The following is a 24,737-nucleotide window of genomic DNA, read 5'->3' on the forward strand; positions in this document are numbered from 1 at the left end:
GCAGGCTGTTCCTGAAGTGCTTCAAGCTGTTTGACAGTTGCACTGCCTTAAAGATCCCCGGCACAACAAGGGGCGCTGGCGTGTAACTGTATCGACAACTACCTGAAATATAGCACTACCAGGGGAAATATATCGACTGGTGTGCTTTGAAGTACCGGCGGCCGTAAGTATACGGCCGCCGGTCATTCTGGGATCAGCCCGGAATCGGCTTCACCCGTGCGGGTTAGCTCAACAGCGGTGCGATAACCAGGCTGACAATGGCCATGACGTTAATCAGAATATTCATCGACGGGCCCGAGGTGTCCTTGAAGGGGTCGCCAACGGTGTCGCCGACCACAGCGGCTTTGTGAACATCCGAGCCTTTGCCACCAAAGTTACCCTTTTCAATATGCTTTTTCGCATTGTCCCAGGCACCACCGGCGTTAGCCATCATGAGTGCCAACAGGACGCAGGCAAGCAGGGCGCCGCCCAGCATGCCACCCAGCGCTTCCGCATCCAGGACAAAACCCACCACCATGGGTGCCGAAACCGCGATTACACCCGGCAGGATCATCTTTTTCAGCGCAGCGGTTGTGGCAATGTCCACACAGCGTGCACTGTCCGGCTCAGCGGTGCCCTCCATCAGCCCGGGAATCTCCCGGAACTGGCGTCGAATCTCCTTGATCATGTCGAATGCCGCATCACCCACAGCCGTCATGGTGATCGAGGCGATCAGGAAGGGCAGAATGCCCCCAATGAACAGACCGATCAGCACATGGGGATTATTCAGACTGAGTGCAAAATCGGGGATGTTGGCCGCGACGGTCTCCACGTAGGCGGTAATGATAGCCAGAGCAGCCAGTGCAGCAGCGCCAATGGCGAACCCTTTACCAATAGCCGCCGTGGTGTTACCCAGTTCATCCAGGGAATCGGTGATCTCCCGGGTCTCGGCGCCCAGCCCGCCCATCTCAGCGATACCACCGGCGTTATCCGCCACCGGGCCATAGGCGTCGATAGCCATGGTGATGCCGACCGTTGCCAGCATACCCACTGCTGCAATACCCACACCGTATAGGCCGACCAGGGAACTGGAAGCGAAAATAATGGCGCAGATTGTGAGGATGGGGATGACCACGGACTGCATACCGATAGCGAGTCCCGCGATCATGACGGTCGCCGGGCCGGTCTCCCCCGATTTTGCTATCTGGATGACCGGTTTGCCGGCGGTATAGTATTCGGTAACCAGACCGATGATTATGCCACCGACCGCGCCGGACAATACCGCACCCCAGACGGCAGCCGATACCCCGATAAGCTTAATCAGTATCAGGGAGGTGATAATGAAAATGATGGTCGCACTGATCGTGCCGATACGCAGGGCAACTTCCGGACTCTTAGCCGAGTACTTGCGTACCAGCAGGATGCCCATGACCGAACAGATCAGACCGAGCGATGCCAGCGCCAGAGGCAGGAACATCAGGTCCGCCTGCTGACCCAATGGGTCCAGGACATCGACGGTCATGGTGGAAGCGATAGCGATCGTCGCGATCATGGCACCGCAGTAAGATTCGAAGATATCGGATCCCATACCGGCCACATCGCCCACATTGTCGCCCACATTGTCGGCAATTACGCCGGGGTTGCGTGGGTCATCTTCCGGGATACCGGCTTCGATCTTACCCACCAGGTCGGCACCCACATCAGCGGATTTGGTGAAGATACCGCCACCAACACGGGAGAAGAGGGCGACCGTAGAGGCCCCCATACCAAAACCGTGAATGGCATGGGCAGTTTCCGGATCACCGCCGAAGAAGAGGTACAGGGTACCAAGACCAAGCAGTCCCAATGCGGCTACTGAAAGCCCCATAATGGAGCCACCAAAGAAGGCAATGGAGAGGGCCTCGGAGGCTCCCTTTTCGTGGGCCGCCGTGGTGGTACGCACGTTCGCCTGGGTGGCCGAGAACATGCCGATATAACCCGCCAGGGCAGAGGCGCCCGCCCCGACCACAAAGGCAAAGGCAGTTTTGACCCCCAGCATAAATAGCAGCAGTATGACGAGAACGGCTGAGAATGCCCCCAGCATTTTGTATTCGCGTCGCATGAAGACCATGGCGCCTTCATGAATTGCTTCTGCTATCCGGGTAACCTTTTCATTACCGGTCTCGTACTGCATGACCAGTTTATAGATTCTAAAGGCCGCAACCAGGCCCAATATTCCTAAAAATGGTGGTATCAAGTGACTTAAACTCATTTCTCCCCTCGTTTTTTTTATTCAAAATAAAAAAACAACCGGACGGGCCTGACAATAAGAGATGACATTAACCCGTGATTTGACAGTTCTGATACAAGATCGATGAAACCAATGGAATTACACTGCTCTATGGTAAAGCTAAATAAACTGCTCGAATAGCCTGATTAATAAAAGCAATCGAGAGTATATCTGAATCCAGAGTCATTCACAGTCCGTGATGGAGTAAATGTTTGCGGTATATCAATAAACTGCCCAACCGTTTACCTGCCAGGGTAGACCGTGCTTGTTCCCGCTGAATAGCGGGACTAGCCGTGGGTTTTGGCCAGTTCGGATAACAGATTCCCCTCCTTCTCCGGCTGACTGTTTCCCCAGCGATCGAAGTAGACCAGGTCCTGCAGCGGCAACCGGTCTCGCCAGCCGGTGCTCTGCAACTCCGGTTGGGTGAAAAAGTGTTCCACGTAACCGACACAGAGATAGGCGATGGGAACTACCCGGGCTGGCAGATTGAGCAGCTCTTTCAATTTCGATGGGTCGAAGATACTCACCCAACCGACACCCACCCCCTCGGCCCTTGCGGCCAGCCAGAGATTCTGAACCGCGCAGACGCTACTATAGATGTCCATTGCCAAGTCATGGGTACGACCCAGCACCACAGGGCCGGCCCGTTCCCGGTCACAAGTAACCACCAGGTTGATCGGTGATTCCAGTATGCCCTCCAGTTTGAGGGCGCTGTAGAGTGGCCTTTTGTCTGCCTCAAACATCTCCCGGGCTTCCCGGTTCGCCTCCAGGAACAGCCCATGGACCTGCCGCTTGATGGCAGGAGATCGGATCAGCATGAAATTCCAGGGTTGCATAAAGCCTACGGAAGGGGCGTGGTGCGCGGCCCTTAGTATCCGGGCCAGGACCTGATCCGGTACAGGGTTTGGTTTGAACTGCCCTCTGACATCGCGTCGGGAGAAGATGGCCTTATAGAGTGCGTCGCGTTCCGCCACGCTGAATTCGACCACTTCCTGCAGGTGGCCTGAAGGATTTTCCATAATATTCCCCTTGTCTGGAAAATCACGAATACTTGACCAGGTATCCGATGAGGTTGCACTTCAGGCCGGTCTTCTGACTCAGGTTCCACTTCCACAGACGCCTTCCCGAATCCTATGTCCAGTGGCTGGCGGCAGCCTGTAAAACAACCGCCGGTCTGTGAAATCCCCATCACAGCGTTGGGCACGTAGCGGAGTCGCACCGCTTTCCCGATTCTCCCGGCTCTACAGAGCCGGGCACCTGAAGTTTTACTGGGTTGGCAATTTTACAGGATTTGCTGCGGAAGTTTACCTCTGATTATTTGCGCCCCATAATGTGTGCCTTTTCATCTTACGGGTGATCCGGACGTGAAACAGCTGATCCTTGGCGGCGCCCGCTCAGGCAAGAGCACATTGGCGGAAAGACTGGCCGCCGAGTCGGGCGACAATGTGATCTATATAGCAACCGCCGCTGCCGAACAGAGTGATGTGGAGATGGCGCGGCGCATCCAGGCACATCGGGACCGCAGACCCGATAACTGGCTGCTGGTGGAGGAGCCTCTGAATCTTGCCGAGGCGCTCCGGGAGCATTGCGGGCCGGGTCATTTTCTGATTGTGGACTGCCTGACCCTCTGGTTATCCAATATTCTGCTGATGGATGAGGGTCGTCACTTTAAACAACAGACGACAGCGTTTCTGTCAGTATTGTCAGAACTGACTGGTAACCTGGTCATGGTGAGTAACGAAGTGGGGCTCGGTATTGTACCGTTGGGTGAGATCTCGCGACGTTTTCAGGATGAGTCCGGCTGGTTGCATCAGAGGGTGGCTAACAGCTGTGATCGGGTCATTTTAACTGTGGCGGGGCTGCCACTGACACTGAAAGGGGATACGCTTTGAAACCAGGCTGGCTGAATGATCCGGTCGTGCAACCGGACAAAACCAAGACAGACATAGCCAGGGAAAGGCAGCAACAACTCACCAAACCAAGCGGATCACTGGGCCGACTGGAGAGCCTGGCGATCCGGTTGGCCGCGCTGCAGGGGCGGGAGTTTCCCCGGGTAGAGAGCGTACGGGTGACCGTGTTTGCCGGGGATCACGGCGTGGTCGAATCCGGTATCTCCGCATATCCGCAGACAGTGACAGTGCAGATGATTGCCAATTTCTGTGCGGGTGGGGCCGCCATCAGTGTGCTGTCCAGGTTTCTGGGGCTGAACTGGAGATAGTGGACGTGGGGACTGTTGTCGAGCCGGATCGCCTGCCAGGCGTCATCAGCCACAGGGCCGGCCCGGGAACCGCCAATTTTCAGTACCAGGATGCCATGACCGGTGAGCAGCTGACAATCGCCCTCAATGCGGGTCGTGCGGCCGCCATCAGGGCCCAGGAGCAGGGGGCCGATCTGTTCATCGGTGGCGACATGGGCATCGGTAACACCACAGCCGCAGCGGCGCTGGGCTGTGCGCTGCTGAACGTCGAACCGGATCTGATGGCCGGTCCGGGGACCGGGCTTGATGAACGGGGCGTGGCCCACAAGGCGGCACTGCTGCGGGAGGCGCTGTCCCGCTACGGAGGGCTTGAAATGGAGCCCCTGGAGGCACTTCGCTGCCTGGGTGGCTTCGAAATTGCTGCCCTGGCCGGTGCTTATCTGGCCTGCGCCCAGGCGGGTATACCGGTACTGGTCGACGGTTATATTACCACCGCAGCAGCACTGGTTGCGGTACGTTTCCAGCCGGCGGTCCGGGAGTGGTTGCTGTTCTCCCATCACTCCGCTGAACCGGGTCATCGGACCCTGCTGCAGGCCCTGGATGCTACGCCGTTACTGGATCTCGGTATGCGGCTCGGCGAAGGGAGTGGGGCGGCGACGGCGGTGCCACTGTTGCGGGCTGCCTGTGAACTGCACAATCAGATGGCAACCTTTGCCGATGCGGGCGTGGATGAGGGCTGATTCAATTGTCGACTACGGCTAACCTGGATAGCTCCTCCGTCACCACGATCGACCTGATTCGCCATGGTGAGCCGGAAGGCGGAGTGTTGATTCGTGGCTGGCGTGATGATCCGTTAAGCAGCCGGGGGTGGCAGCAGATGCGTGACGCAACTGCCGGACATGCCCCCTGGGACGGGATTGTCGCTTCGCCATTAAAGCGTTGTGCCGAATTTGCCGGCGAATTGAGCAAAAAATCCGGCATTCCAATGACTTTTGAAGAGCGGCTTATGGAGATTGGCTTCGGTGAGTGGGAGGGATGCTCACCCGAGGTGCTGTACCGGGAGTCGCCCCAGCGGGTTAGCGACTTCTGGAACAACCCGGTGGAGTGCCCCCCGCCGGGTGGTGAATCCATGCTGCGGTTCCAGCAGCGGGTGGGATCGGCCTGGCAGGAGATCCAGTCGAAGTATGCGGGGCAACATCTGCTGATTGTCGCCCATGGTGGTGTCAATCGAATGATCATTGGCCAGGTATTGCAGATGCCGCTGACCCACCTGTTCAGGATAGAGCTGCCGTATGCCGGAATCAGCCGTATTCGTATTGAACAGGGTTGCCCGCGGTTGGTGTTTCATTGCGGCTCACTGGATTAACCGGACCGGGCTGATTAGCGGCAGTCCGACTTTTTCTTTCTCGTTCTCTTCTGATTCCGACAGCAAACATGATCAGACAATTTTTCTTTGCCCTGCAATTTCTCACCCGACTCCCGGTACCGGCAAACCTGCCCCTGCTGAGTGAGACGGAGCAGGGTAGGAGCCTGTTATTTTATCCCCTGGTGGGACTGCTGATCGGTCTGCTGCTCATATTGACCGGTGTGTTGGTGGGCAGTGATGAATCCCTGCTATGTGCAGCCCTGGTACTGACTGTCTGGGTGGCGATTACCGGCGGACTGCATATCGATGGCCTCGCCGATATGACCGATGCCTGGATAGGCGGGCAGGGTGACCGGGAGCGCACCCTGGAAATCATGAAAGACCCCCGCTGTGGTCCCAGTGCGGTGGTCGCCGTGGTGTTACTGTTGATAGTGAAACTGGCCGCGCTGAATAGCCTGATCATGCAGGATGCCTGGGGCGTGATTCTGCTGGCTCCGCTGATTGGCCGTAGCAATCTTATTGCCAGCTTTCTCTACCTGCCCTATGTCCGGCCACACGGTCTGGGTGCCATGCTGGCCGCCCATCTTCCCCGCTTAGAGGCTGGAAGAGTACTTCTGGCCGCTTTGTTGTTCTGCCTGTTGATCCAGGGATGGGTCGCGGTGTGGATGTTGCTGTTTTGCGGGCTGTTGTTTGTCATCTACCGATCCATGCTGCTGTCCCGCATCGGCGGTTTTACCGGTGACAGTGCCGGTACCATTTGTGAGCTTGGTGAGACGATGGCCCTGGTGGCAGCAGCACTGTTGCTATGAGTACGATCCTGTCCGTATTTGCCCTTTTACTGGATCAGTTGCTGGGCGAGCCAAGGCGCTATCATCCCCTGGCCGGGTTCGGCTGTTTGGCGCAGTTTACGGAACAGCAGCTGAACCGTTCGGGCGCTGTTCCGTTGCGACTTATGGGACTGTTGAGCGTTGTGCTCCTGGTTGCACCCATGGCAGTTGCTGCCCAGATCCTGAGCGACTGGTTCGGCCCTCTGTTTGATGGAATCCTGCTCTATCTGGCCGTGGGAGCCAAAAGTCTCGCTCAACATGCACTCAGGGTGGTGGAAGCGCTGCAACGGAATGATTTACCCGTTGCGCGACAACGGGTCGGCATGATGGTCAGCCGGGATACTGAAAACATGGAACGCCCGGCCATCGTCAGCGCAACCATCGAATCGGTACTGGAGAATGGCGCCGACGCGATCTTCGGGGCGCTGTTCTGGTTTTTGCTGGCAGGTGCGCCGGGTGTGGTGATCTATCGGCTGGTCAATACGCTGGATGCCATGTGGGGTTACCGCACGGAGCGATTCCGGGAGTTTGGCTGGTTTGTTGCGCGCCTGGATGACCTGTTGAACTGGTTTCCGGCCCGCCTGACCGCCCTGGTTTACGCCCTGGCAGGTAAATTTCGAGCAAGCATTCGATGCTGGAGCAGGCAGGCCGACCGGCTCGACAGCCCCAATGGGGGCGTAGTGATGACTGCGGGTGCGGGCGCCCTCGGCCTGATCCTCGGCGGGCCTTGCAGCTACCACGGAGAGACCCGGGATAAGCCGTTCTTTGGGGCAGGGTTTTCCCCGGTTTGTGGTGACATCTATCGGGCCGTGGACCTGGTCCAGAAGAGTGTACTCTACTGGGTTATCGCCATATTGATCGGAGGATGGCTGTTTGCTTGAGCACGGCGGAAAGCTGCAGGATGCCAGCCAGAAGTATGGTATTCCGCTGGATCAATGGATCGATCTCTCCACCGGGATCAATCCGCGCGGCTGGATGCCTCCCCGTCCACCGGACTCCGTCTGGCTCCGGCTGCCTGAAGAGCATGATGAACTGGAGCAGGTGGCGTGCAGCTATTATGGTTGCGATAGTCTGTTGGCTGTGGCCGGCTCCCAGCAGGCTATCCAGCTGCTTCCCACCCTCCGATCTCGCTCAAAAGTGGGATTTGTTTCACCCGGCTATGGCGAACATCCATACGCCTGGAAGTGTCATAACCATCAGGTACGCCCCATTGCCGCGGATGAAGTTGAGCGTCACCTGGATGAGATAGATGTACTGGTGCTGTGCAATCCAAACAATCCCGATGGAGGACTATTTACCGCAGCGCAGTTGTCGGCATGGCATGAACGACTCAACGCCCGGGGTGGGTGGCTGATAGTTGATGAGGCTTTTATGGATGCCACACCGCAGTGGAGTCTGGCAAAAACCGTCCCCTTGGGTGGCCTGATCATTCTTCGGTCACTGGGAAAGTTTTTTGGGCTGGCGGGAGCCAGAGTCGGTTTTGTGCTGGCTGACAATCCACTGCTTTTGCAGATGAGAGAGAAACTGGGGCCCTGGACTATTGCCGGTCCTTCCCGTTGGGTGGCGGCGAAAGCACTCGCCGACAGTGAATGGCAGACTAAAGCACGACAAGAACTTGGGTTGGCGGCAGACAGATTGAAAAGATTACTGTCCGGTGCCGGCCTGCCTCCCAGGGGAGGCACCGTGCTGTTTCAATACGTACGCCACAGGGAAGCCGGACAAATAGCCCATCTGCTGGCGCAGGAAGGAATTCTGGTCAGACTCTTTTCAGAACCCGCCTCACTGCGATTCGGTCTACCCGGTACAGCGGACGAATGGGCGCGGATGGAAGCCTGTTTCAAGCGACTCTTCCGTTAACCCGTTGGCCAACGGATAACCCTGGCGGTATGTCACGATTTTTTACACCAGGGTGAAGGGCTATGAGTTAAAAGACTTATATAACATGGAGATAAAGGAATGGCCGGAAAATTGCACGTATCTGTGGAATGGATTGGTACGGGTTTAAGTTGGCAGCTATTCCCTGTGTAGGATTGAGCCTATCTGCCCGTAGGAACGGTCTCCAAATTGACGCTGTATAAATCCACATTTTCGGGTTAATCATCTGATAACTCATAGGAATTAATGGCACGTATTAGTTGGTGATGGATTACTGCTTGATCCCAACCGGCCTTTGAAGGGACGAGTACATGAGAGAAATGTTCTACTTTGTCGCCTTTGGCTTTCTGTTCGCTTTCCTTATTCCACTTCTGATTGGCACCATAATTCAGGATGACGGACAGAACGCCTGGCGTTCGAAACAGGATGTAGTGACAGATAGAGACAAGCGGCCTCCTGTAGTTGATGAATCGACCGATAGCTGTGTGGGAACAGGATACAGTTACCTGTTGTCGGTTGATGGTTTCCCCTATGTGGAAAAGAAAAATTCTCCCTATATTGCGGCACTTATCGATAAAAAGATTGTTATTCTCCATGTTGATGAGCACAAAAATACAACCGAACTCGGTGCTAAGGATAAACTGCCCCCTGAAGTTAAGGTCGATCTTTCTGACGTTTTAACCGGTTGTATCAACAGTGATCGGACCCCCGCCAAAACAGGAAGTGTCCTGAATCTAAAAAAGCAGTGACTGTCATAATTGTCCGTTCTTGATAAGCCTGCTCTCGATGAGGTATTTGAGTTGCAGGCAACAGTATCCCATTCCGTCAGGTAAGGAATTGAACCCCTTTTATTGTCGAAATTAATCCCCAAATTACCGGGAATTACAATCGCTATCTGAAGGGCTTAAATTCATCATTGGTCTGTAGCGGGGTTGGCGCGGTTCTGTCGGGGTAGGCATTATTCCACCTAAGGGTTAAAATAGCCGTAAGTTCTAAAGATTCAGTACAGCCAGCCGAAAACCGATTGTGTTCTGACACAGTATCGCAGTTCTACTGACACATTGTCCGGGTAGAGTCAGGCTAAACCTCGTGAAGGAATAAGAAGCAACACGCAAGGGAGAAGGTATGGGCATTCAGGGTAGTCCGAATGTTTCACTAGTGCAGTTTGAGAAAGAACAACCGAAACAACGACGTCCCGAAACCGGGAAGTTGCCCGAAGGGGTAGCGCCCGACGACACAGCAGAGGATAGGGGGGTATTTTCGCGCTTTCACTCCCTCCGGGGAAAAGTAAGGCTATTCGGGCACTTTTATCATGCCCAGTTCCTGTTGCTTGCCTTTGTTGAGTATTTCTCCTTCGTCTCTGTCTATCTCTTTGCAACCCCACTTCTGAATTTCCAGCCGGCACAGGCGACCGGTACGACCCAATGGGCGGAAGCAATGTTCGCCGGCCTGATACTCATATTGACTATCTCATCCATGGGGCTGTATGACACCCGGCAGCGAGAGGGTATCAAGGGCGCACTATCGCGGCTCCTGGTGGCGTTTTTCTGCGGATTCCTGGTCATCGCGTCACTTGACGCCCTATTGCCGCAATTCAAAAATGATCCGATCTATATCGGCAGTTTTGTGTTGCTCGCCTTTGTTTATTCCATCCTGCTGAGAATCTATTTCTACAAATTTGTGGATGGAAAGATTCTCCAGCGTCGGGTAATGGTTGTTGGTGCCGGAAAGCGGGCCGCCTCTATTAGCAAACTGAGACGCAAGACGGATCGGCGTGGATTTGATCTGGTTGGATTTGTGCGGACCTCCGGTGAAGAGACCGTGCAAGTGGATAGCACTAAACTGATCAATATCGACGATGACATACGCAAATTTGCCATCCAGAATCAAATTGACGAAATCGTCATCGCCCCGGACGATAGACGCAGAAAACTACCACTTGATGGACTCATAGATTGCCGCATGAGCGGTATTGCCATTATCGATCTGCTGGATTTCTTTGAAAGGGAGACAGAAAAGATACGACTGGATCTGATCCAGCCTAGTTGGCTTATTTACACCGACGGTTTTAAACGGAATATTCTCCGTGCCACCGCCAAACGCACTTTCGATATCCTGATCAGCTCCCTGTTGCTGGTGGTCTGTTCCCCCCTGATGGTGCTTACCGCCCTGGCAATTATGTTGGAGAGTCGTGGAAAGGGCGGGGTACTGTATCGCCAGCAGCGTGTGGGCCGGGATGGAAAGTGTTTCAATCTCTATAAGTTCCGCAGTATGTATACGGATGCGGAGAAAGATGGCGTGGCCCGGTGGGCACAGAAGAACGATTCCCGAATCACCCGGGTTGGGTCATTTATCCGTAAGTACAGATTGGACGAACTGCCCCAGTTGTGGAACATTTTTGTCAGCGACATGAGTCTGGTTGGTCCGAGACCGGAACGTCCCGAGTTCGTGGAGCAGTTGTGCAAGGTAAATGCACTCTATAAAGAGCGCCATCGGGTGACCCCGGGGTTAGCTGGTTGGGCGCAGGTGAGCTATCCCTATGGCGCATCCAAGAAAGATTCTATGGAGAAACTACAGTACGACCTCTATTACGTGAAAAACCACGGTCTGCTGTTTGATTTCTACATTCTGGTACAGACCGTTGAGATCGTCTTTTTCAAGAAAGGTGTACGTTAGACAAGCGGTTTCAGTGCTCGTCCATCAGGGTTTAATACCGTATTTTTCCATCAAGCTATAGAGCGTTGGGCGCGTAATGCCCAACGTTTTTGCCGTCTCTGATATGTTTCCGTCTGTGTGATTCAAGGCGCGGAGAATCGCCTTCTTTTCCGCTTCACTCCTCACCTGTTTCAGGTTTAACGGCATGGCCTCTTCGTCAGGGGTGGAGAGTTCCAGGTCTTCCAGTGTTATCAATGAACCTTCCGCCATGATAACGGCACGTTTAATCCGACTCTCTATTTCGCGCACATTCCCAGGCCAGTCATAGTGTTCGATGGCAAGTATGGCGTTTTTATCGAAGCCATTGATCTGCTGGTTATACTCTTTGCTGAAACGTTCAAGAAACGCTTTTGCCAGTAACAGGGCATCCCCCTCGCGCTCTTTCAGTGACGGTATCTTTATCGTCACTTCGCTGATTCGATAATAGAGGTCTTCCCTGAATCTGCCTTCCGCGATCAGGTTCTGTATGTCCTGGTGAGTGGCGCAGATAATCCTGACATCAATGGGTATCTCTTCACGTCCACCGATTCGTTCCAGGGTGCGTTCCTGGAGAAACCGGAGTAGTTTGGCCTGGAGGTCGAACGGGAGATCGCCGATTTCGTCAAGGAACAGAGTACCTCCATTGGCGTACTCAATTTTTCCCTTGGTCTGTTTGGATGCCCCGGTAAAGGCGCCTTTCTCATAACCGAACAGTTCGCTTTCCAGCAGATTGGCCGGTATGGCGGCACAGTTGATTGCAACCATTTTATGGTCGGAACGGGGGCTTAGTTCGTGTAGTGCCTGGGCAAATAACTCTTTACCAGTGCCGCTGGCGCCCAGCAACAGTGTTGTTATGTTCGATGGGGCGATTTTTTCAACCGTTCTGCAGGCTTTGAGCATTTCCGGACTGCTTGCGATGATGCCATTGAGCGGTGTTTTTGATTGATTTTCCTGAAGCTTGATATTTTCCTGTTCGAGCGTATTGACATGATAAGCGCGGTTGACTATCAGAGACAGAATTTCAGGTTCAACCGGTTTCTGGCAGAAGTCATAGGCGCCGAGTGCAATCGCTTTGACGGCGTTTGTCCGGTCATTATCGCCGGTGACAACAATTATTTTGGTGCTGGGGGCGAGTGCCAGGATCTCCTCCAGGGTTGCAAGACCTTCACTGACTCCACCGGGGTCGGGGGGCAGTCCCAGGTCAAGAGTGACAACCGCTGGTTGGTGACGGCGGATGTGCGTGATGGCCTCTTCCCTGTCTCCTGCAATCAGGACCTCGAAGTCGTCAAAACACCACCGTAATTGACTCTGCAGGCCAACGTCATCTTCAACGATTAACAGGTATTTGCTTGAATCCGCCACTGCTTACCTCGACTTCGCTAGTTTTATTTGTTTTGTCTTGATCACTACTCTGCTGACCGGGTGCAGGGTAGGGTGATGCGGAACAGAGCGCCCTCTCCGGGTGCGCTTTCCACGTTGATATCGCCATTTAGACTACGGATGTATTCACGACTCTCATAGACGCCGATCCCCATCCCGGTCAGCCCCTTGGTCGAATCAAAGGGGTGGAACAGCCGTTTTTTTATAAACTCCTGGTCCATGCCGGTACCCGTGTCCCGGACTTCCACCACTACCTGGTCGGAACCGGGCGCGACAGTGATGGTAACATGTCCATCATTAGGTGTGGCATCCTGGGCATTCTGGATGATATGCCCGAATACGGTGGTCAGTTGCTCTCTGTCCGCCTGGATAAATAGTTGCTGCTCTGGAAGTTTGAGTTCGGGTACCGGTTTTCTCGCCGAATGAGCGGCGCTTGTCTCTGTCAGCAGTGCGCCAAGTTCAATACACTCCGAACTGTTACCCCGCATACCGCTCTTCATCTGCTCCATGAGATTGGTCATGCGTTTAACCGAGTTTCTGACAGTGGCAATGACATCGTCAACGAACTCCGGTTTATGTTTGTGTCGTTCAGCATTGGACACAATAAGTGACTGCTGGGCCAGAATATTCTTGAGATCATGGACGACGTAGGCCGATAGTCGATTAAATGCCTCAAACTGCCGCGCCTGGGTCAACGCCTTCTCTGACAGATGTTGAGCCAGGTAGCTGGCTGCCTGTTGACCGGCCATTTTCAGCAGATCCCGGTCTTCCCAATTGATCGAGCGCTGTGATTGGGAGTGGGGCATGATGATGAACCCGAAAACCCTGTTTTTGAATAACAGTGGGACAATCAACCAGCCGTTTTTGATCGCCATCAGCCACTCGGGTGGTGTGAAGCCGACGTAGATATCGGGGTTTCGTTGATATTCATCCAGGTCAACCAGCCACTGCTCCTTTTCCAGGAAAGCACACAGGGGGTCCTGGGCGTGAGTGATACCCATTGCCGGCTCAGGCATATTAAGAGCGCTGTTCAGTTCGTACTGTCCGTTGTCGCGCCTGATCCAGAGCAGCCCCCCGGTGCTGTCCACCAAGGCGGACATAGCGCGGATAATCCGCACCGGAACCTCTTCGTCACTTTCAGTAAGAGTCTGGGTAAATCGCAGCCACTCTTCCCGGTAGTCGTACTTGTAGTTGAAGAAATGCTTGCTCAGGTAGACGCGCACCTTGGCGCGAATAGTCCCGGAAAACAGGATGATCAGCAGGAGAGCACCGGTTCCGCTCAGGAAGGCAATTTGCAGCGTTGACCCCCAGGACCCCCCGTAAAAGCGGATGTAGTAACCTGCTGAAGCCATGACCAGCAGGTAGATTCCGGCCCCCATCAGGGTGATCGACTGGAAAACCACATTCCGTGAGATATAAATATCCAAAGACCACTTGGGGTTGCGGGCCACCGATACTGCAATGAGCGGAACCATCAGACCGTTAAGTATGCCTCTGGCGTTCCACAGCTCCTGGTTGAGTTGTTTAAACAGCAGTGCATCGGCAAACATAAAAAAATCGTAGGCAAATATGCAGCCTATCCCGATACAGAGATGCTTGATCGCCCAGCGTTGTTCGACAGCGGAATTCCTGAACAGCTGCTCCAGTAATAACAGGGCAATGATATTGAAGATGACCCAGATTCCCAGCGTGGCGTCATGGCTTACCAGGTTGGTGTTCGATGTGGTCACCGCGATCAGCGGCATCAGAATCGTTATGATGCTGGCCACTAAGAGAAAGATAAAGAACAGATTTATCGGGGTGATTCGCAGCACGCTGCTGATTTTCTGGCTGCTGTTGGATTGAACACTTTTCATTAAAAAGAGGCACCAGAAGGTGTCTCTGCCCAGTTCCAGGGGTTGCAGGATGCCGGGGAAAGTAATGATCGAGAGGGCAGAAAGAGCCGATATGCCGGCCCAGAGCGCTGAAAAACTGCTGGCGAATATCAATAACCGACCAAGGGATTTGCCACGCCAGGAGGTTACCAGCAGGACAGTCAGTGCGGCGTAGGCGAGAAATGCAAAAAGATAACTGAAAAATCCTATATTCAAAGCGGTCCACTCTCGTTATTGGGTTTATGGATCGGCTGGCTATTCGGTTGTCTCCAGCTGATTGATCGATCGTGAATTAATCTCCCGATTTTACCGCCGCCTCCAGCAGAATTTAAACATCCTCTCTATTAGTCGGGTGAATCAGCATTTCCTTGAGGGATGTTAACCTATTTTCACTGGCCCCGGGGGGGTTTAAAAGTACAATCTGTCGGATTATTCACAGCCTGGTTGGAATGACACCCGGCTGATTTCCACAGCACCCGGAATGTCTTGTACACAGTGAGATGTGGAGGGGGAGGTAGATCTGAAAGATGTCTGAATTTATGCGAGTTCGGGATGAACTTCGGGATAATCCACGTACCTGGTTGATTACAGGTGTCGCCGGATTTATCGGTTCAAATTTGCTGGAAGAGCTGTTGCAGCTCGATCAGACAGTGGTAGGGATGGACAACTTTGCCACTGGCCATCAACACAATCTGGATAAGGTACGTGGGCTGGTAGGAGAAGCCAGGTGGGAGCGGTTTACTTTCCATGAGCTGGATATCAGGGAGATAGAACACTGTCGAACCGCAGTTCAGGGGGTCGACTACGTACTACACCAGGCCGCACTCGGTAGTGTACCTCGCTCGATTCATGATCCGCTAACCACCAATGACACCAACAGTACCGGTTTCCTCAATATGCTGGTCGCCGCCAGGGATGCCGAAGTAAAACGTTTTGTTTACGCTGCTTCGTCCTCCACCTATGGAGATCATCCCGGATTGCCGAAACAGGAGGATCTGATCGGCAAGCCCCTGTCTCCCTATGCGGTGACAAAATATGTTAACGAACTGTATGCGGATGTGTTTGCCAGAACCTATGGTACTGAATCCATCGGCCTGCGGTATTTCAATGTGTTCGGACCCCGCCAGGATCCCAAAGGTGCCTATGCGGCCGTCATACCTCGCTGGATCGAAGAGCTCTACCGTGGAGAGACCTGTCGGATCAACGGAGATGGGGAGACGTCACGGGACTTCTGTTTTATCAGCAATACAGTGCAGATGAATCTGCTTGCCGCCACCACGGCGAATCCGGATGCTGTCAACCAGGTTTATAATGTGGCCGTTGGCACCCGCACAACGCTTAACCAGCTGTTTGATGAGATCAGGGGACGCATCGCACTGCGTCACGAAAAGGTTGCCCAGGCACAGCCGGAATATGTCGACTTCCGTGCGGGTGATGTGCGTCACTCACTGGCCGATATTTCCAAAGCATCGAAGCTGCTGGGTTATGCGCCAAGCCACAATCTGCAACAGGGACTGGACGTTACTACCGAGTGGTTTCTAGATGAATTTGAGTCTGGATCCTGAAATAATTGGCAAGCACAATTCCCTGACGGATTGATCAAAGCCCGGAGCTGTCCGGACATTTCAGCCCGGATCTTTTGTGGAAGTTTTTATTATGGCTGGCCCGCCGCATGGGCTCTAACGAAAATCAGGAATGATAATGGATAAAATAGCAGTCGTAGGCCTTGGATATGTCGGATTACCACTGGCGGTTGCATTTGGTAAAAAGCGCGACACTATTGGATATGATCTGGATGAACGGAAACTGACTAATTATCGGAATGGATTTGATCCGAGCGGTGAGGTAGAGCCGGAGGACCTGGTGGCTGCCACCCATTTGGCGTATACCAGCGATCCATCCCGCTTGTCTGAGGCAGACATAGTCGTGGTCGCTGTTCCGACCCCTATTGATCATGCCAGGAAACCGGATCTTTCCCCCGTCATCGGCGCCTGTCGCACACTGGCAGCAAACCTGAAGCCTGGCGCCACCGTTGTGTTTGAGTCCACTGTTTATCCCGGGTGTACTGAAGAGGTGTGTGTTCCCATCATTGAGCAGGTCTCGGGTATGAAGTGGGCCGGTAAGGATGGCGTGGACAGTGGCGCTCGGGATAGTGGATTCTATATCGGTTATTCACCGGAACGTATCAATCCGGGTGACAAGGAGAATCGGCTTGAGACTATTGTGAAAGTTGTCTCCGGTGACACGCCAACCACCCAGGATCTGGTTGCGGAGCTGTATGGAAGTGTTGTCACTGCCGGCGTTTGTCGTGCTGCCACTATCAAGGTAGCTGAGGCCGCCAAGGTTATTGAAAATACCCAGCGTGATCTGAATATCGCCCTGATGAATGAGCTGGCGATGATTTTCCACAAGATGGATATCGATACTGTCGATGTGCTTGAGGCTGCCGGCACCAAGTGGAATTTTCTCCCTTTCCGCCCGGGACTGGTCGGCGGGCACTGTATTGGTGTAGACCCCTATTATCTGACCTATAAGGCAGAGGCTGTGGGCTATCATCCCCAGGTGATCCTTGCCGGGCGCAAGACCAATGACGGTATGGGCAAGTATATTGCCGAACAGACAGTAAAACGGATGATCCGCGCCGGCCATTCGGTCAATGGCGCCGATGTGATTATTCTTGGTTTGACTTTCAAAGAGAACTGTCCGGATCTGCGAAACTCGCGGGTTGTGGACATTATTGATGAACTGAAAAGCTACAACTGCAATGTGCATGTGACTGATCCACTCGCGGATCCGCAAGAGGCTGTGCATGAGTATGGAGTCGAACTGAAAAGCTGGGATCAACTACCCCAGGCCCAGGCGGTTATTCTGGCGGTTGCCCATAATGAGTACCAGGCGCTTTCGGTTTCTGATTTCAGAGCCATCATGCAGGACAATACGGTAGTCATGGATGTGAAATCCAAGCTGGATCGCCAAGGGTTCGCGGCAGCAGGGATAGAACTCTGGAGATTGTGATTAGTAATCCAGTGGTAAAAAGGGGCGGTTTACCGCCCCTTTTTTATTCTTTAGCCAGATCAAGCAGTTACCTGTTGAAGGGGAGTTGGTAATATCTGGTCATCACGCATCTGTTGTAACACTTCCCGGATATCGGCCGGACCGATATGGTGCTGCTGTTCAGTCATGCCGTACAGTAGCATTTGACTGCAGATCAGATTGATCAGGCGTGGAATACCGTGACTGTGGCTGAAAATGAGCGGATAAATATCTTCAGACAACTGGGGATCATTGTTCCAGCCCACCTGCTTGAGTCGGTGCTGGATATATTCCCCGGTACTTTGTTGATCAAGGGGCTCAAGGCGGATGGCGGCATTTATCTGGGCGTAGAGTGCTTTGAGGCGATCTGACAGCAACAACTCATGGAGACTCTCCCTACCAATAAGAAAAATTTGCAGGAGGGGCTCCGATTTCCAGCACAACTCCATCAACAGTTGGATCTTGCGTAACGCTTCTGTTTCCAGATTCTGGGCTTCATCGATAAGCAGCAGGGGACGCTTCCCAAGGTAATGCATACCAGACAGATGTCGCTCCAGTTCTGCAATCACCTCGTTTTCGCTGCCTGTCAGTCTGTCAATACCGAAACTGAAGGCGATCATTCTGATCAGGTCAGCAGCCTGCAACTGGGTGGATACCAGATCGGCGGTGACGACTGATTCACTCTTGATGGTCTGGATAAAATCTCTCAGCAGGGCGGTTTTTCCGGTACCCGACCTGCCGGTAACAAGAACCACCCCTTCGCCCCGGTGCAGGGCATAGTGCATATAGGTCTTTGCGTGATTGTAACTACCATGTCTGAAGCAGGGCTTGCTATTCGGGTTCAGTCGAAAAGGATCCTCGGTCAGATTATAAAACTGTTCATACATAGTATTTTCTATGGCAGTTACCGCCATCCTTGTCATGGGGACGGGGGTATTCCCGATCCCGGTTATTCGTCCCTGGCCGTTTATGGATCTGCGCCAAACCGTTGTTCTTTAGATGACTGGAATCATCGACGCCTGAATATTATACGCCCATTCACGGCATCGAGTAGTTCATTGCACGGATCTCCTGCTTTTTATAGTACAGATATGGGACGTTGTGACTTGCGGAGGCCCATTATGGGTCTTGGTTTTCCGGATAAGGATTTTAACGCCCAACATCTTTTCCAATAAACAGACTAATCTTACCTGATTCGTGTTACCGGCTTTGTCCGTATCGGGCTGGCTGATAAAATCTGCGTTCATCCTCATGTACTATTGTACATGTAATCTGTAACATGCTGATTAAAGGAAATTAGACTTCCTGCTGCCTCGTAAGAAATAGGTTCGCAGCCTGCCATCTGCCGATGGAATTTTATCCTTCTCAGCCTCCTGGTGGCTAAAGAGAGCCGCTGTACTGGTCGAAACAGTTGTAAGTAGACAACTATGTGTAACGGCCAGTCGGGTTAATGGGGATAGCTCCCGGCTGGTGGTGTTGCTCCCGTTCTTGCGTCTGACAAAGGATTGATCGTGTTTTATGTATGAATCTTTTTATAATCTAAAGGTCGAGCCCTTTCGACTGAGTCCGGATCACCGGTTCTGTTTCAGCCACAAAAGCTATGCCAAGGCCAAGGCATACATGCAGTATGCCATTCACCGGGCTGAAGGTTTCGTCATGGTTACCGGCAAGCCGGGTACCGGTAAAACCACCCTGGTAAATGACCTGGTCGATGGCCTCTCTCACTCCCAGATAGTGGTCGCCACCATTGTAAGCACACAGTTGGAGGCGGATGACCTGTTACGACTGGTCGCCTATAACTTTGGACTGGAAGTGGATGCGCCGAACAAGGCGGTGCTGTTGCAGGGACTTTCAGTCCGTCTGCGTCGCTACCATGAAGAGGGCACCCGGGCGCTATTGATCATTGACGAGGCCCAGGATCTTTCTGCTTCCGCACTGGAAGAGCTGAGGTTGTTGACCAACCTGCAGCTGAACAATCAACCTCTGTTGCAGATTTTTCTGGTCGGCCAGGAGAATCTGCGTGATCTGGTACAGAAACCGAGTATGGAGCAGGTGCATCAGCGTCTGGTTGCCGCCTGTCATCTTGAAGCCCTGAATGAAGCGGATACAGAGGCCTATATCAAGCATCGTCTGGACCGGGTAGGCTGGAAAAATGACCCCCAGATTGATCAGGGAGTCTATCCTCTGGTTTATCAATTCAGTAAAGGGGTTCCGCGCCGAATTAATCTGGTCTGTAGCCGTTTCCTGCTCCACGGCTGCGTGGAAGAGAAACATCGCATTCGTGTGGCAGATGTGCGAACGGTGGTTGAGGAGTTGCAGCATGAGCAACTCGCACCTGTCGGTTTCAAGGCCGACCTGCCGCCCTTGCCCCAGGATGAAGAGCCGCTTGAGCCTGATTCGGATATGGAGCCGGATGTTAATGAGGAACAGCCGGCGGCTATGGCGGCACAGGAAGAGCTGTCGGTTAAGGCTGTCGATACCGGAAAAAGCAATCCATCTGTTCAGGAGGCACCTGTTGCCACCAAGACACCAGCAGCCGCCCCGATTAAACCTCTGGATGGAGTGGCTGATCTGAGCTCACTGGAGAATCAGAAACGTCAAGATGCGGTTACTTCCTCACCTGTTCCTGATGATGTGGAAGAAGATGTTATCCAGGAGAACTATTTCTCCCTCTCTGAAGCAGTAGATCTCCCTTCCGAACCGGTACCGATCAAGAAGCCAGCAGAGCCGAGAGTTAAGCCGCGTGGTGGCTATGGTGACCGTTTTGCCAGTGTCAAGCTGAACGAGCCGGCTAGTGCCAACAAAACTCACTACTACAATCAATACCGGTCTGATTCCCGCTCTTCCGGTGCCGGCTCCAGAAAGTGGAGCCGGTTGTCCGTTGCATTACTGATCCTGATTGCGGCATTCACCATTGCCGCGGCGGTTTACCTGCTTGGTCCTCAACTGCTCGATGAGCGTGTGTCAAAAAACGATCAGGAACCGAATCAACCAGCTGCTGTGGTTAATGGGCATCAGGCTGCTGATCAATCCGTATCCCAACCGGCCGGGACAGAGACCGGGAATGGGGATGCAGAGAGTGCACAGCCAGTCACCCCGGAGGAGGTAGCCAGAGCTGATGTTGCCTCTGCTACCAGCGAATTGAAACAGCAGGAGACCCGCTCTTCCATTGATCCAGTTACTCAAACTTTGCTGAATAGCGAGACCGTGCTGACTGAAAAAAAAACAGCGCCCGAGGTTGAGTTAAGTGACGTTTCTCCACTGACAGACAGAGATGATGTGGAGGAGGCCCTAACCAGGGTCTCATTAGCGGTGGATCAGAGTGCTGACAGCGGAAAGATCGCGTTGGCTTCCCAAACCTTTGCAGCTAAAAACCAGAAGCAGAACGCGGCAGTAGAAGAGATAGTGACTGCCTCTCTCTCATCAGGGGCTGTGTCTGCCGCAGGGGATAGGGGCGCCGAGACGCCGCTTCCCGATACAACACATACTCTTGCGCACGATGCGTCCCCTGAATCGGCTATTGAACCTGATATGCAATCAAAAGTATTCTTCCGTTCCGATAGCACATTTATTCAGGACGAATACAAAGAGCAGTTATCCCAGCTTGCGGCGTGGCTGCAACGACACCAGGGGAGTGTGGTTCGTATCGTCGGCTATGCCGATAGTCTGGGTGACGCCGCCTATAACCAAGCGCTCTCCCTGAAACGGGCCCAGGCTGTAGCGGCTTACCTGGAGAGCAAGAATGTCGATGACAGCCGCTTCCGTATTGAGGGGAGGGGTAGTTATTCAAATACGGACAGCCTCGCCGGCACGGTGGGTGGTGAGCGGCGATCACAGCGACTGGTGGAAGTTACAGCTGGTCCGCTGACTGACTAACCTGTTCTATATGGATATTTTCTTCTGTCCTCCGCGCGACATACTATTTTTATCCGAGTGATATGGCATGAGTGATACGCAAGTCGGGGTCTTGCCTAAATTTCACCCGCTGATTAAAGATTATCAGGCAGAAGTGGATACTTTTCTCCACAAAGGATTGGTGCGCCTGTTCCAGGAAGTTGAGCCGGTAATGATCGATTTTGCCAGCAAGGCTGAAACAGATAATGCACAGCTTCTCTTTTTTGATGCTATTACCCAGGTACAGAACCTCAGCGAGCAGGTCACAGACTCCTTTTTGACCACCTTACATAAGGGGTTCTCCGCATTCTCCAATTGTCGGCCAATCGAGTATCCCAGACCTATTATTGAGGCGGAAGATACGTCAAAAATCGAAATTGTTGAAAACCAGGACCTGGAGATCCATATTGCCATACAGTCGATGATTACCCGGTCAAAAGATAAAAATCATCAGGCACTTTATCAACTGGGTCAGCGATTGGCGGTGATTCAGCAGGGGAAAAAACTGAGGGACCAGGATATACCGGCCAGCCCCGAACACGTCAGCACCACATTCCAGACCGCTTCCGACCTATTTGGGCTGGAGCAGAAACTACTCCTCATACTCTACGTATTATTTGAAAAATGCGTGTTAAAAGAGATCGGAACGCTCTACGCCTGCATCAACAAGATGCTTTCCGATGCAGGTATTTATCCCCATCTACCCCCTACCATCACCCGCTATAAAGATAGCAGCCGATCCGACGGAAACGGGTCTGCCCAGGATGGTGAAAGTGCGCAGCAGCAAGCGTCTCAAGCGAGCAGCAGTTCAGACCTGCGGACCGAACCTCTGACCAATGAGGACTTTTTGGTTGGCAAAGAGGTATTCAACACCATTCTGTCCATGTTGACAGAAAGGCGTCATGCCGATCCCCGTTTCAGGAATCACCCGGAGTACGCCCCGGATGGCAATCTGGAGCAGCTCAGATCCAGCCCGGAACTGGTCACCGCCATCAATCAGTTGCATACGCCGGTTGAGTTCGATATGGGGGTATACGCTGATACAGCGGCGGATGATCTCAGCCCGAATGACAGGAGCGCAGCGGCGATAGATTATCTGCAGAAGCGCATTACCAGTGAACGGGAGAATCTATTCAGTGAACTGGACGAAAACACCATCCCTACTGCCGATCTGGATACCATTGAACTGGTGGGAATGCTGTTTGAACATGTGCTGGATGATCCGGATCTTGCCAGCCTGACCAAAACGGTGATATGCCACCTGCACACACCTTATCTCAAGGTGGCCATTATCGACCGGGAATTTCTCACCAACCCGGACCATATCGCCCGAAAACTGCTCAACCTGGTGGTTAATGCGGGGCGGCGCTGGGTTGACGAGAATAACGTCGATGCCGGTATCTACCACACCATGCGCGACATGATCCATAGCATCATGCGCGACTTCAAGGATGACATTTCTCTCTTTGATCGCTGCTACAGTGAATTTCTCGATCATCTGCGAGCACTGGAACATAGAACACGGTTACTGGAAGAGCGGACCCGGGAGGCGACCCGGGGCAAGGATAGGCTGGAGTATGCCCGGTTACGTGCCGATGAGATTATGCATCAGCATTGTGATGGAGTACGTTTTCATCCGGTCCTGTGGCAGTTTCTTTCGGTTGTCTGGAAAAACTACATGACTCTGTTGCTGCTTCGGGATCAGGAGATCGAGCGGCGTAAAGAGTGGCGCAGTGTTCTGATGGTGATCAATAGCGTCATCAAGATCAATAACGGTTATGGTGATGCCCTGACAGCACAGTGGTTAAAGCACGCCTGGCCCCGTCTCAGAAAGAACATTGAATCCGGTCTGGATTTTCTTGGCAATACCAATCCAAGTGAGTACGTCGCCTTTAAAAAGACGATCGCTGAACTGCAGCAGGCCCGGCAATCGGAGCCGTCCGAAAAGGTCGTGGTGCGCCCCGTTACCGAGACCAAAAAGCGCAAAGCCAAATCTGCAGAAGCCGCCCGCTCGGCCACCCTGCGCAAATTCCTGGAGCAGGCGCAGCAGACAGAAATTGGCACCTGGTTCGAATTCAGCGAGCCTGATGGCAGCCTGCGGCGGGTAAAACTCTCCTGGTACAGCCCGGTGACAAACAACCATATGTTTCTCGATCGGTTCGGGTCAAAGGCGTTTGTTATTCCGACAGATGTCCTTGTTCAACGGCTGGCCAACGGAACTGCGTACACCGTCGAACCGAACCGTTTTCCGTTTGTCGACCAGGCATTGCAGAAGATATACCGCCTGTTACGCAAGGAGTAGCTACCGGCAGTGCTGGACATGACTGAAAACAGTCCGGTATTGCTGCGGTGACATTCCGGTGGTGCGTTTGAACAGTTTCATGAATGAACTACTGTCCTCATAGCCCACCTGTCGGGTGATCTGTTCAATCGGTATCTGGCTCGATTCCAGAATTTTTTTCGCTCTCTCAATGCGCAACGACTGCAGGTAGGCCAGGGGGCTGTCTCCAGTCGCCTGTTTGAAGCGCCGTTTAAAGGTGCGGGGAGCCATGCCGCAACGTTCCCCCAGTCGATCGATACTAATTTTCTCCGCCAGGTGACTCTCCATCCACTCCTGGGCGGAGAGAATCTGTGCATCCTGATGATATTTCTGGCCCTGGCTGGTAGTGAAGGCGGCCTGGGAGTGCTGTTTCCGTTCTATCACCAGTGCCTTGGCGGTCTGCAGGGCTAGCTCCTGTCCTGCATGCTGTTGTATCAGAAGCAGTGACAGGTCCAGCCAGGCACTGCCACCGGCAGCACATAACAGATCCACCTCGTTGGTAATCAGTTGCGCCGGTTTGAGTATTACCCGGGGATAACGCTGTCTGAACTGGTCGATGTAACCCCAATGGGTGGTGGCCTGTTTGCCATCCAGCAGACCGGTTTCTGCCAACAGAAAACTGCCGGTGCAGCTACTGACAATCTGGCTGCCGGTGGCATGCATCTCCCGCAACCAGTCGATGGCGTTACGGTTACTCTCTAAGGTCCGGTCAATGTCGGCGCCGATAGGGGGTATGAAGACAATATCGCTCTCCCTAATCGATGCAAAACAGAGATCCGGTTGCAGCGTCAGTCTATTTAAACAGCGAATCGGCCGTTGTTGCTCTGCCGCCAACTGGACCTGGAAGCGGCTTGCCGGCGGCTGGTTGTGTACCCTGTTCCAGGTGACACCCACCAGGCTGAACAGGTCCAATACCCCGGTAATCACCGAAGAGAAGGCGTAATCAAAGCAGAGTAGGGTAATTTTTTTCATCGGCAGTACGGTTTGGCATATATCGCCACCTATTTGTCATAAGTGACAATTGCATAG

The 24,737-nt window shown here is 53.3% G+C and carries 17 protein-coding genes, 1 pseudogene and 1 riboswitch; of the genes and pseudogenes, 12 read left to right on the top strand and 6 right to left on the bottom strand.

Annotated elements, in window-relative coordinates:
- Nucleotides 1-223: 223 nt before the first annotated feature.
- Both AAY24_RS03455 and bluB read right to left on the bottom strand, forming a co-directional pair.
- A complete protein-coding gene (locus AAY24_RS03455) occupies nucleotides 224-2,230 on the bottom strand; it encodes a sodium-translocating pyrophosphatase (protein WP_046858505.1) in 2,007 nt (668 codons plus the stop codon).
- Between the two features lie 305 nt (nucleotides 2,231-2,535).
- Nucleotides 2,536-3,267, bottom strand: coding sequence for a 5,6-dimethylbenzimidazole synthase (gene bluB, locus AAY24_RS03460; RefSeq protein WP_046858506.1), 732 nt, complete (start codon nucleotides 3,265-3,267; stop codon nucleotides 2,536-2,538).
- Between the two features lie 46 nt (nucleotides 3,268-3,313).
- Nucleotides 3,314-3,524: riboswitch (cobalamin riboswitch) on the bottom strand.
- 88 nt (nucleotides 3,525-3,612) lie between these two features.
- Between bluB and cobU the strand changes: the two genes are divergently transcribed.
- The 8 genes and pseudogenes from cobU (at nucleotide 3,613) to AAY24_RS03500 (ending at nucleotide 11,189) form a co-directional block, all read left to right on the top strand.
- Nucleotides 3,613-4,140: a bifunctional adenosylcobinamide kinase/adenosylcobinamide-phosphate guanylyltransferase gene (cobU, locus tag AAY24_RS03465; RefSeq protein ID WP_046858507.1), complete on the top strand. Its 528-nt coding sequence runs from the start codon at nucleotides 3,613-3,615 to the stop codon at nucleotides 4,138-4,140.
- A pseudogene (cobT, locus tag AAY24_RS03470) lies at nucleotides 4,137-5,185 on the top strand (nicotinate-nucleotide--dimethylbenzimidazole phosphoribosyltransferase). Before cobU ends, cobT begins: the two are co-directional and overlap by 4 nt.
- A gap of 5 nt (nucleotides 5,186-5,190) precedes the next feature.
- Nucleotides 5,191-5,811: an alpha-ribazole phosphatase gene (cobC, locus tag AAY24_RS03475; protein WP_234422235.1), complete on the top strand. Its 621-nt coding sequence runs from the start codon at nucleotides 5,191-5,193 to the stop codon at nucleotides 5,809-5,811.
- A gap of 68 nt (nucleotides 5,812-5,879) precedes the next feature.
- Nucleotides 5,880-6,620 (top strand): adenosylcobinamide-GDP ribazoletransferase, encoded by a 741-nt coding sequence (locus tag AAY24_RS03480; RefSeq protein WP_046858508.1) that lies wholly within the window; start codon nucleotides 5,880-5,882, stop codon nucleotides 6,618-6,620.
- Complete coding sequence (gene cbiB / locus AAY24_RS03485) at nucleotides 6,617-7,519, top strand: adenosylcobinamide-phosphate synthase CbiB (RefSeq protein WP_046858509.1); 903 nt, start codon at nucleotides 6,617-6,619, stop codon at nucleotides 7,517-7,519. The genes AAY24_RS03480 and cbiB overlap by 4 nt, the downstream gene beginning before the upstream one ends.
- Complete coding sequence (gene cobD, locus AAY24_RS03490; RefSeq protein ID WP_046858510.1) at nucleotides 7,512-8,495, top strand: threonine-phosphate decarboxylase CobD; 984 nt, start codon at nucleotides 7,512-7,514, stop codon at nucleotides 8,493-8,495. Before cbiB ends, cobD begins: the two co-directional genes overlap by 8 nt.
- A gap of 329 nt (nucleotides 8,496-8,824) precedes the next feature.
- Nucleotides 8,825-9,262, top strand: a complete 438-nt coding sequence (locus tag AAY24_RS03495; protein WP_046858511.1) for a hypothetical protein — start codon at nucleotides 8,825-8,827, stop codon at nucleotides 9,260-9,262.
- A gap of 409 nt (nucleotides 9,263-9,671) precedes the next feature.
- Nucleotides 9,672-11,189, top strand: a complete 1,518-nt coding sequence (locus tag AAY24_RS03500; protein WP_199930480.1) for a TIGR03013 family XrtA/PEP-CTERM system glycosyltransferase — start codon at nucleotides 9,672-9,674, stop codon at nucleotides 11,187-11,189.
- Nucleotides 11,190-11,213: 24 nt separating this feature from the next.
- Here AAY24_RS03500 and prsR read toward each other — a convergent pair whose 3' ends face one another.
- Entirely contained in the window at nucleotides 11,214-12,569 is a 1,356-nt protein-coding gene (gene prsR / locus AAY24_RS03505) for a PEP-CTERM-box response regulator transcription factor (RefSeq protein ID WP_046858512.1), read from the bottom strand.
- 44 nt (nucleotides 12,570-12,613) lie between these two features.
- Nucleotides 12,614-14,677, bottom strand: coding sequence for an XrtA/PEP-CTERM system histidine kinase PrsK (prsK, locus tag AAY24_RS03510; RefSeq protein WP_046858513.1), 2,064 nt, complete (start codon nucleotides 14,675-14,677; stop codon nucleotides 12,614-12,616).
- Between the two features lie 311 nt (nucleotides 14,678-14,988).
- Between prsK and AAY24_RS03515 the strand changes: the two genes are divergently transcribed.
- Both AAY24_RS03515 and AAY24_RS03520 read left to right on the top strand, forming a co-directional pair.
- Nucleotides 14,989-16,026, top strand: coding sequence for an SDR family oxidoreductase (locus tag AAY24_RS03515; RefSeq protein WP_046858514.1), 1,038 nt, complete (start codon nucleotides 14,989-14,991; stop codon nucleotides 16,024-16,026).
- A 136-nt stretch (nucleotides 16,027-16,162) separates the two neighbouring features.
- Nucleotides 16,163-17,476, top strand: coding sequence for a nucleotide sugar dehydrogenase (locus AAY24_RS03520; RefSeq protein ID WP_046858515.1), 1,314 nt, complete (start codon nucleotides 16,163-16,165; stop codon nucleotides 17,474-17,476).
- Between the two features lie 59 nt (nucleotides 17,477-17,535).
- Here the strand turns inward: AAY24_RS03520 and AAY24_RS03525 are convergent, their stop codons facing one another.
- On the bottom strand, nucleotides 17,536-18,381 hold the full coding sequence (locus AAY24_RS03525) for an ExeA family protein (RefSeq protein ID WP_052761031.1): 846 nt from the start codon (nucleotides 18,379-18,381) through the stop codon (nucleotides 17,536-17,538).
- Between the two features lie 631 nt (nucleotides 18,382-19,012).
- On the opposite strand from AAY24_RS03525, the gene AAY24_RS18385 reads away from it, so the two are divergent.
- Entirely contained in the window at nucleotides 19,013-21,370 is a 2,358-nt protein-coding gene (locus AAY24_RS18385; RefSeq protein ID WP_052761032.1) for an AAA family ATPase, read from the top strand.
- 67 nt (nucleotides 21,371-21,437) lie between these two features.
- Nucleotides 21,438-23,690 (top strand): DUF1631 family protein, encoded by a 2,253-nt coding sequence (locus tag AAY24_RS03535; RefSeq protein ID WP_046858516.1) that lies wholly within the window; start codon nucleotides 21,438-21,440, stop codon nucleotides 23,688-23,690.
- On the opposite strand, the gene AAY24_RS03540 is transcribed toward AAY24_RS03535, so the two are convergent.
- Nucleotides 23,691-24,680 (bottom strand): GlxA family transcriptional regulator, encoded by a 990-nt coding sequence (locus AAY24_RS03540; protein WP_046858517.1) that lies wholly within the window; start codon nucleotides 24,678-24,680, stop codon nucleotides 23,691-23,693.
- Nucleotides 24,681-24,737 lie beyond the last annotated feature (57 nt).

It is taken from the genome of Sedimenticola thiotaurini (assembly GCF_001007875.1).
In the GTDB taxonomy this organism is placed as follows: domain Bacteria; phylum Pseudomonadota; class Gammaproteobacteria; order Chromatiales; family Chromatiaceae; genus Sedimenticola; species Sedimenticola thiotaurini.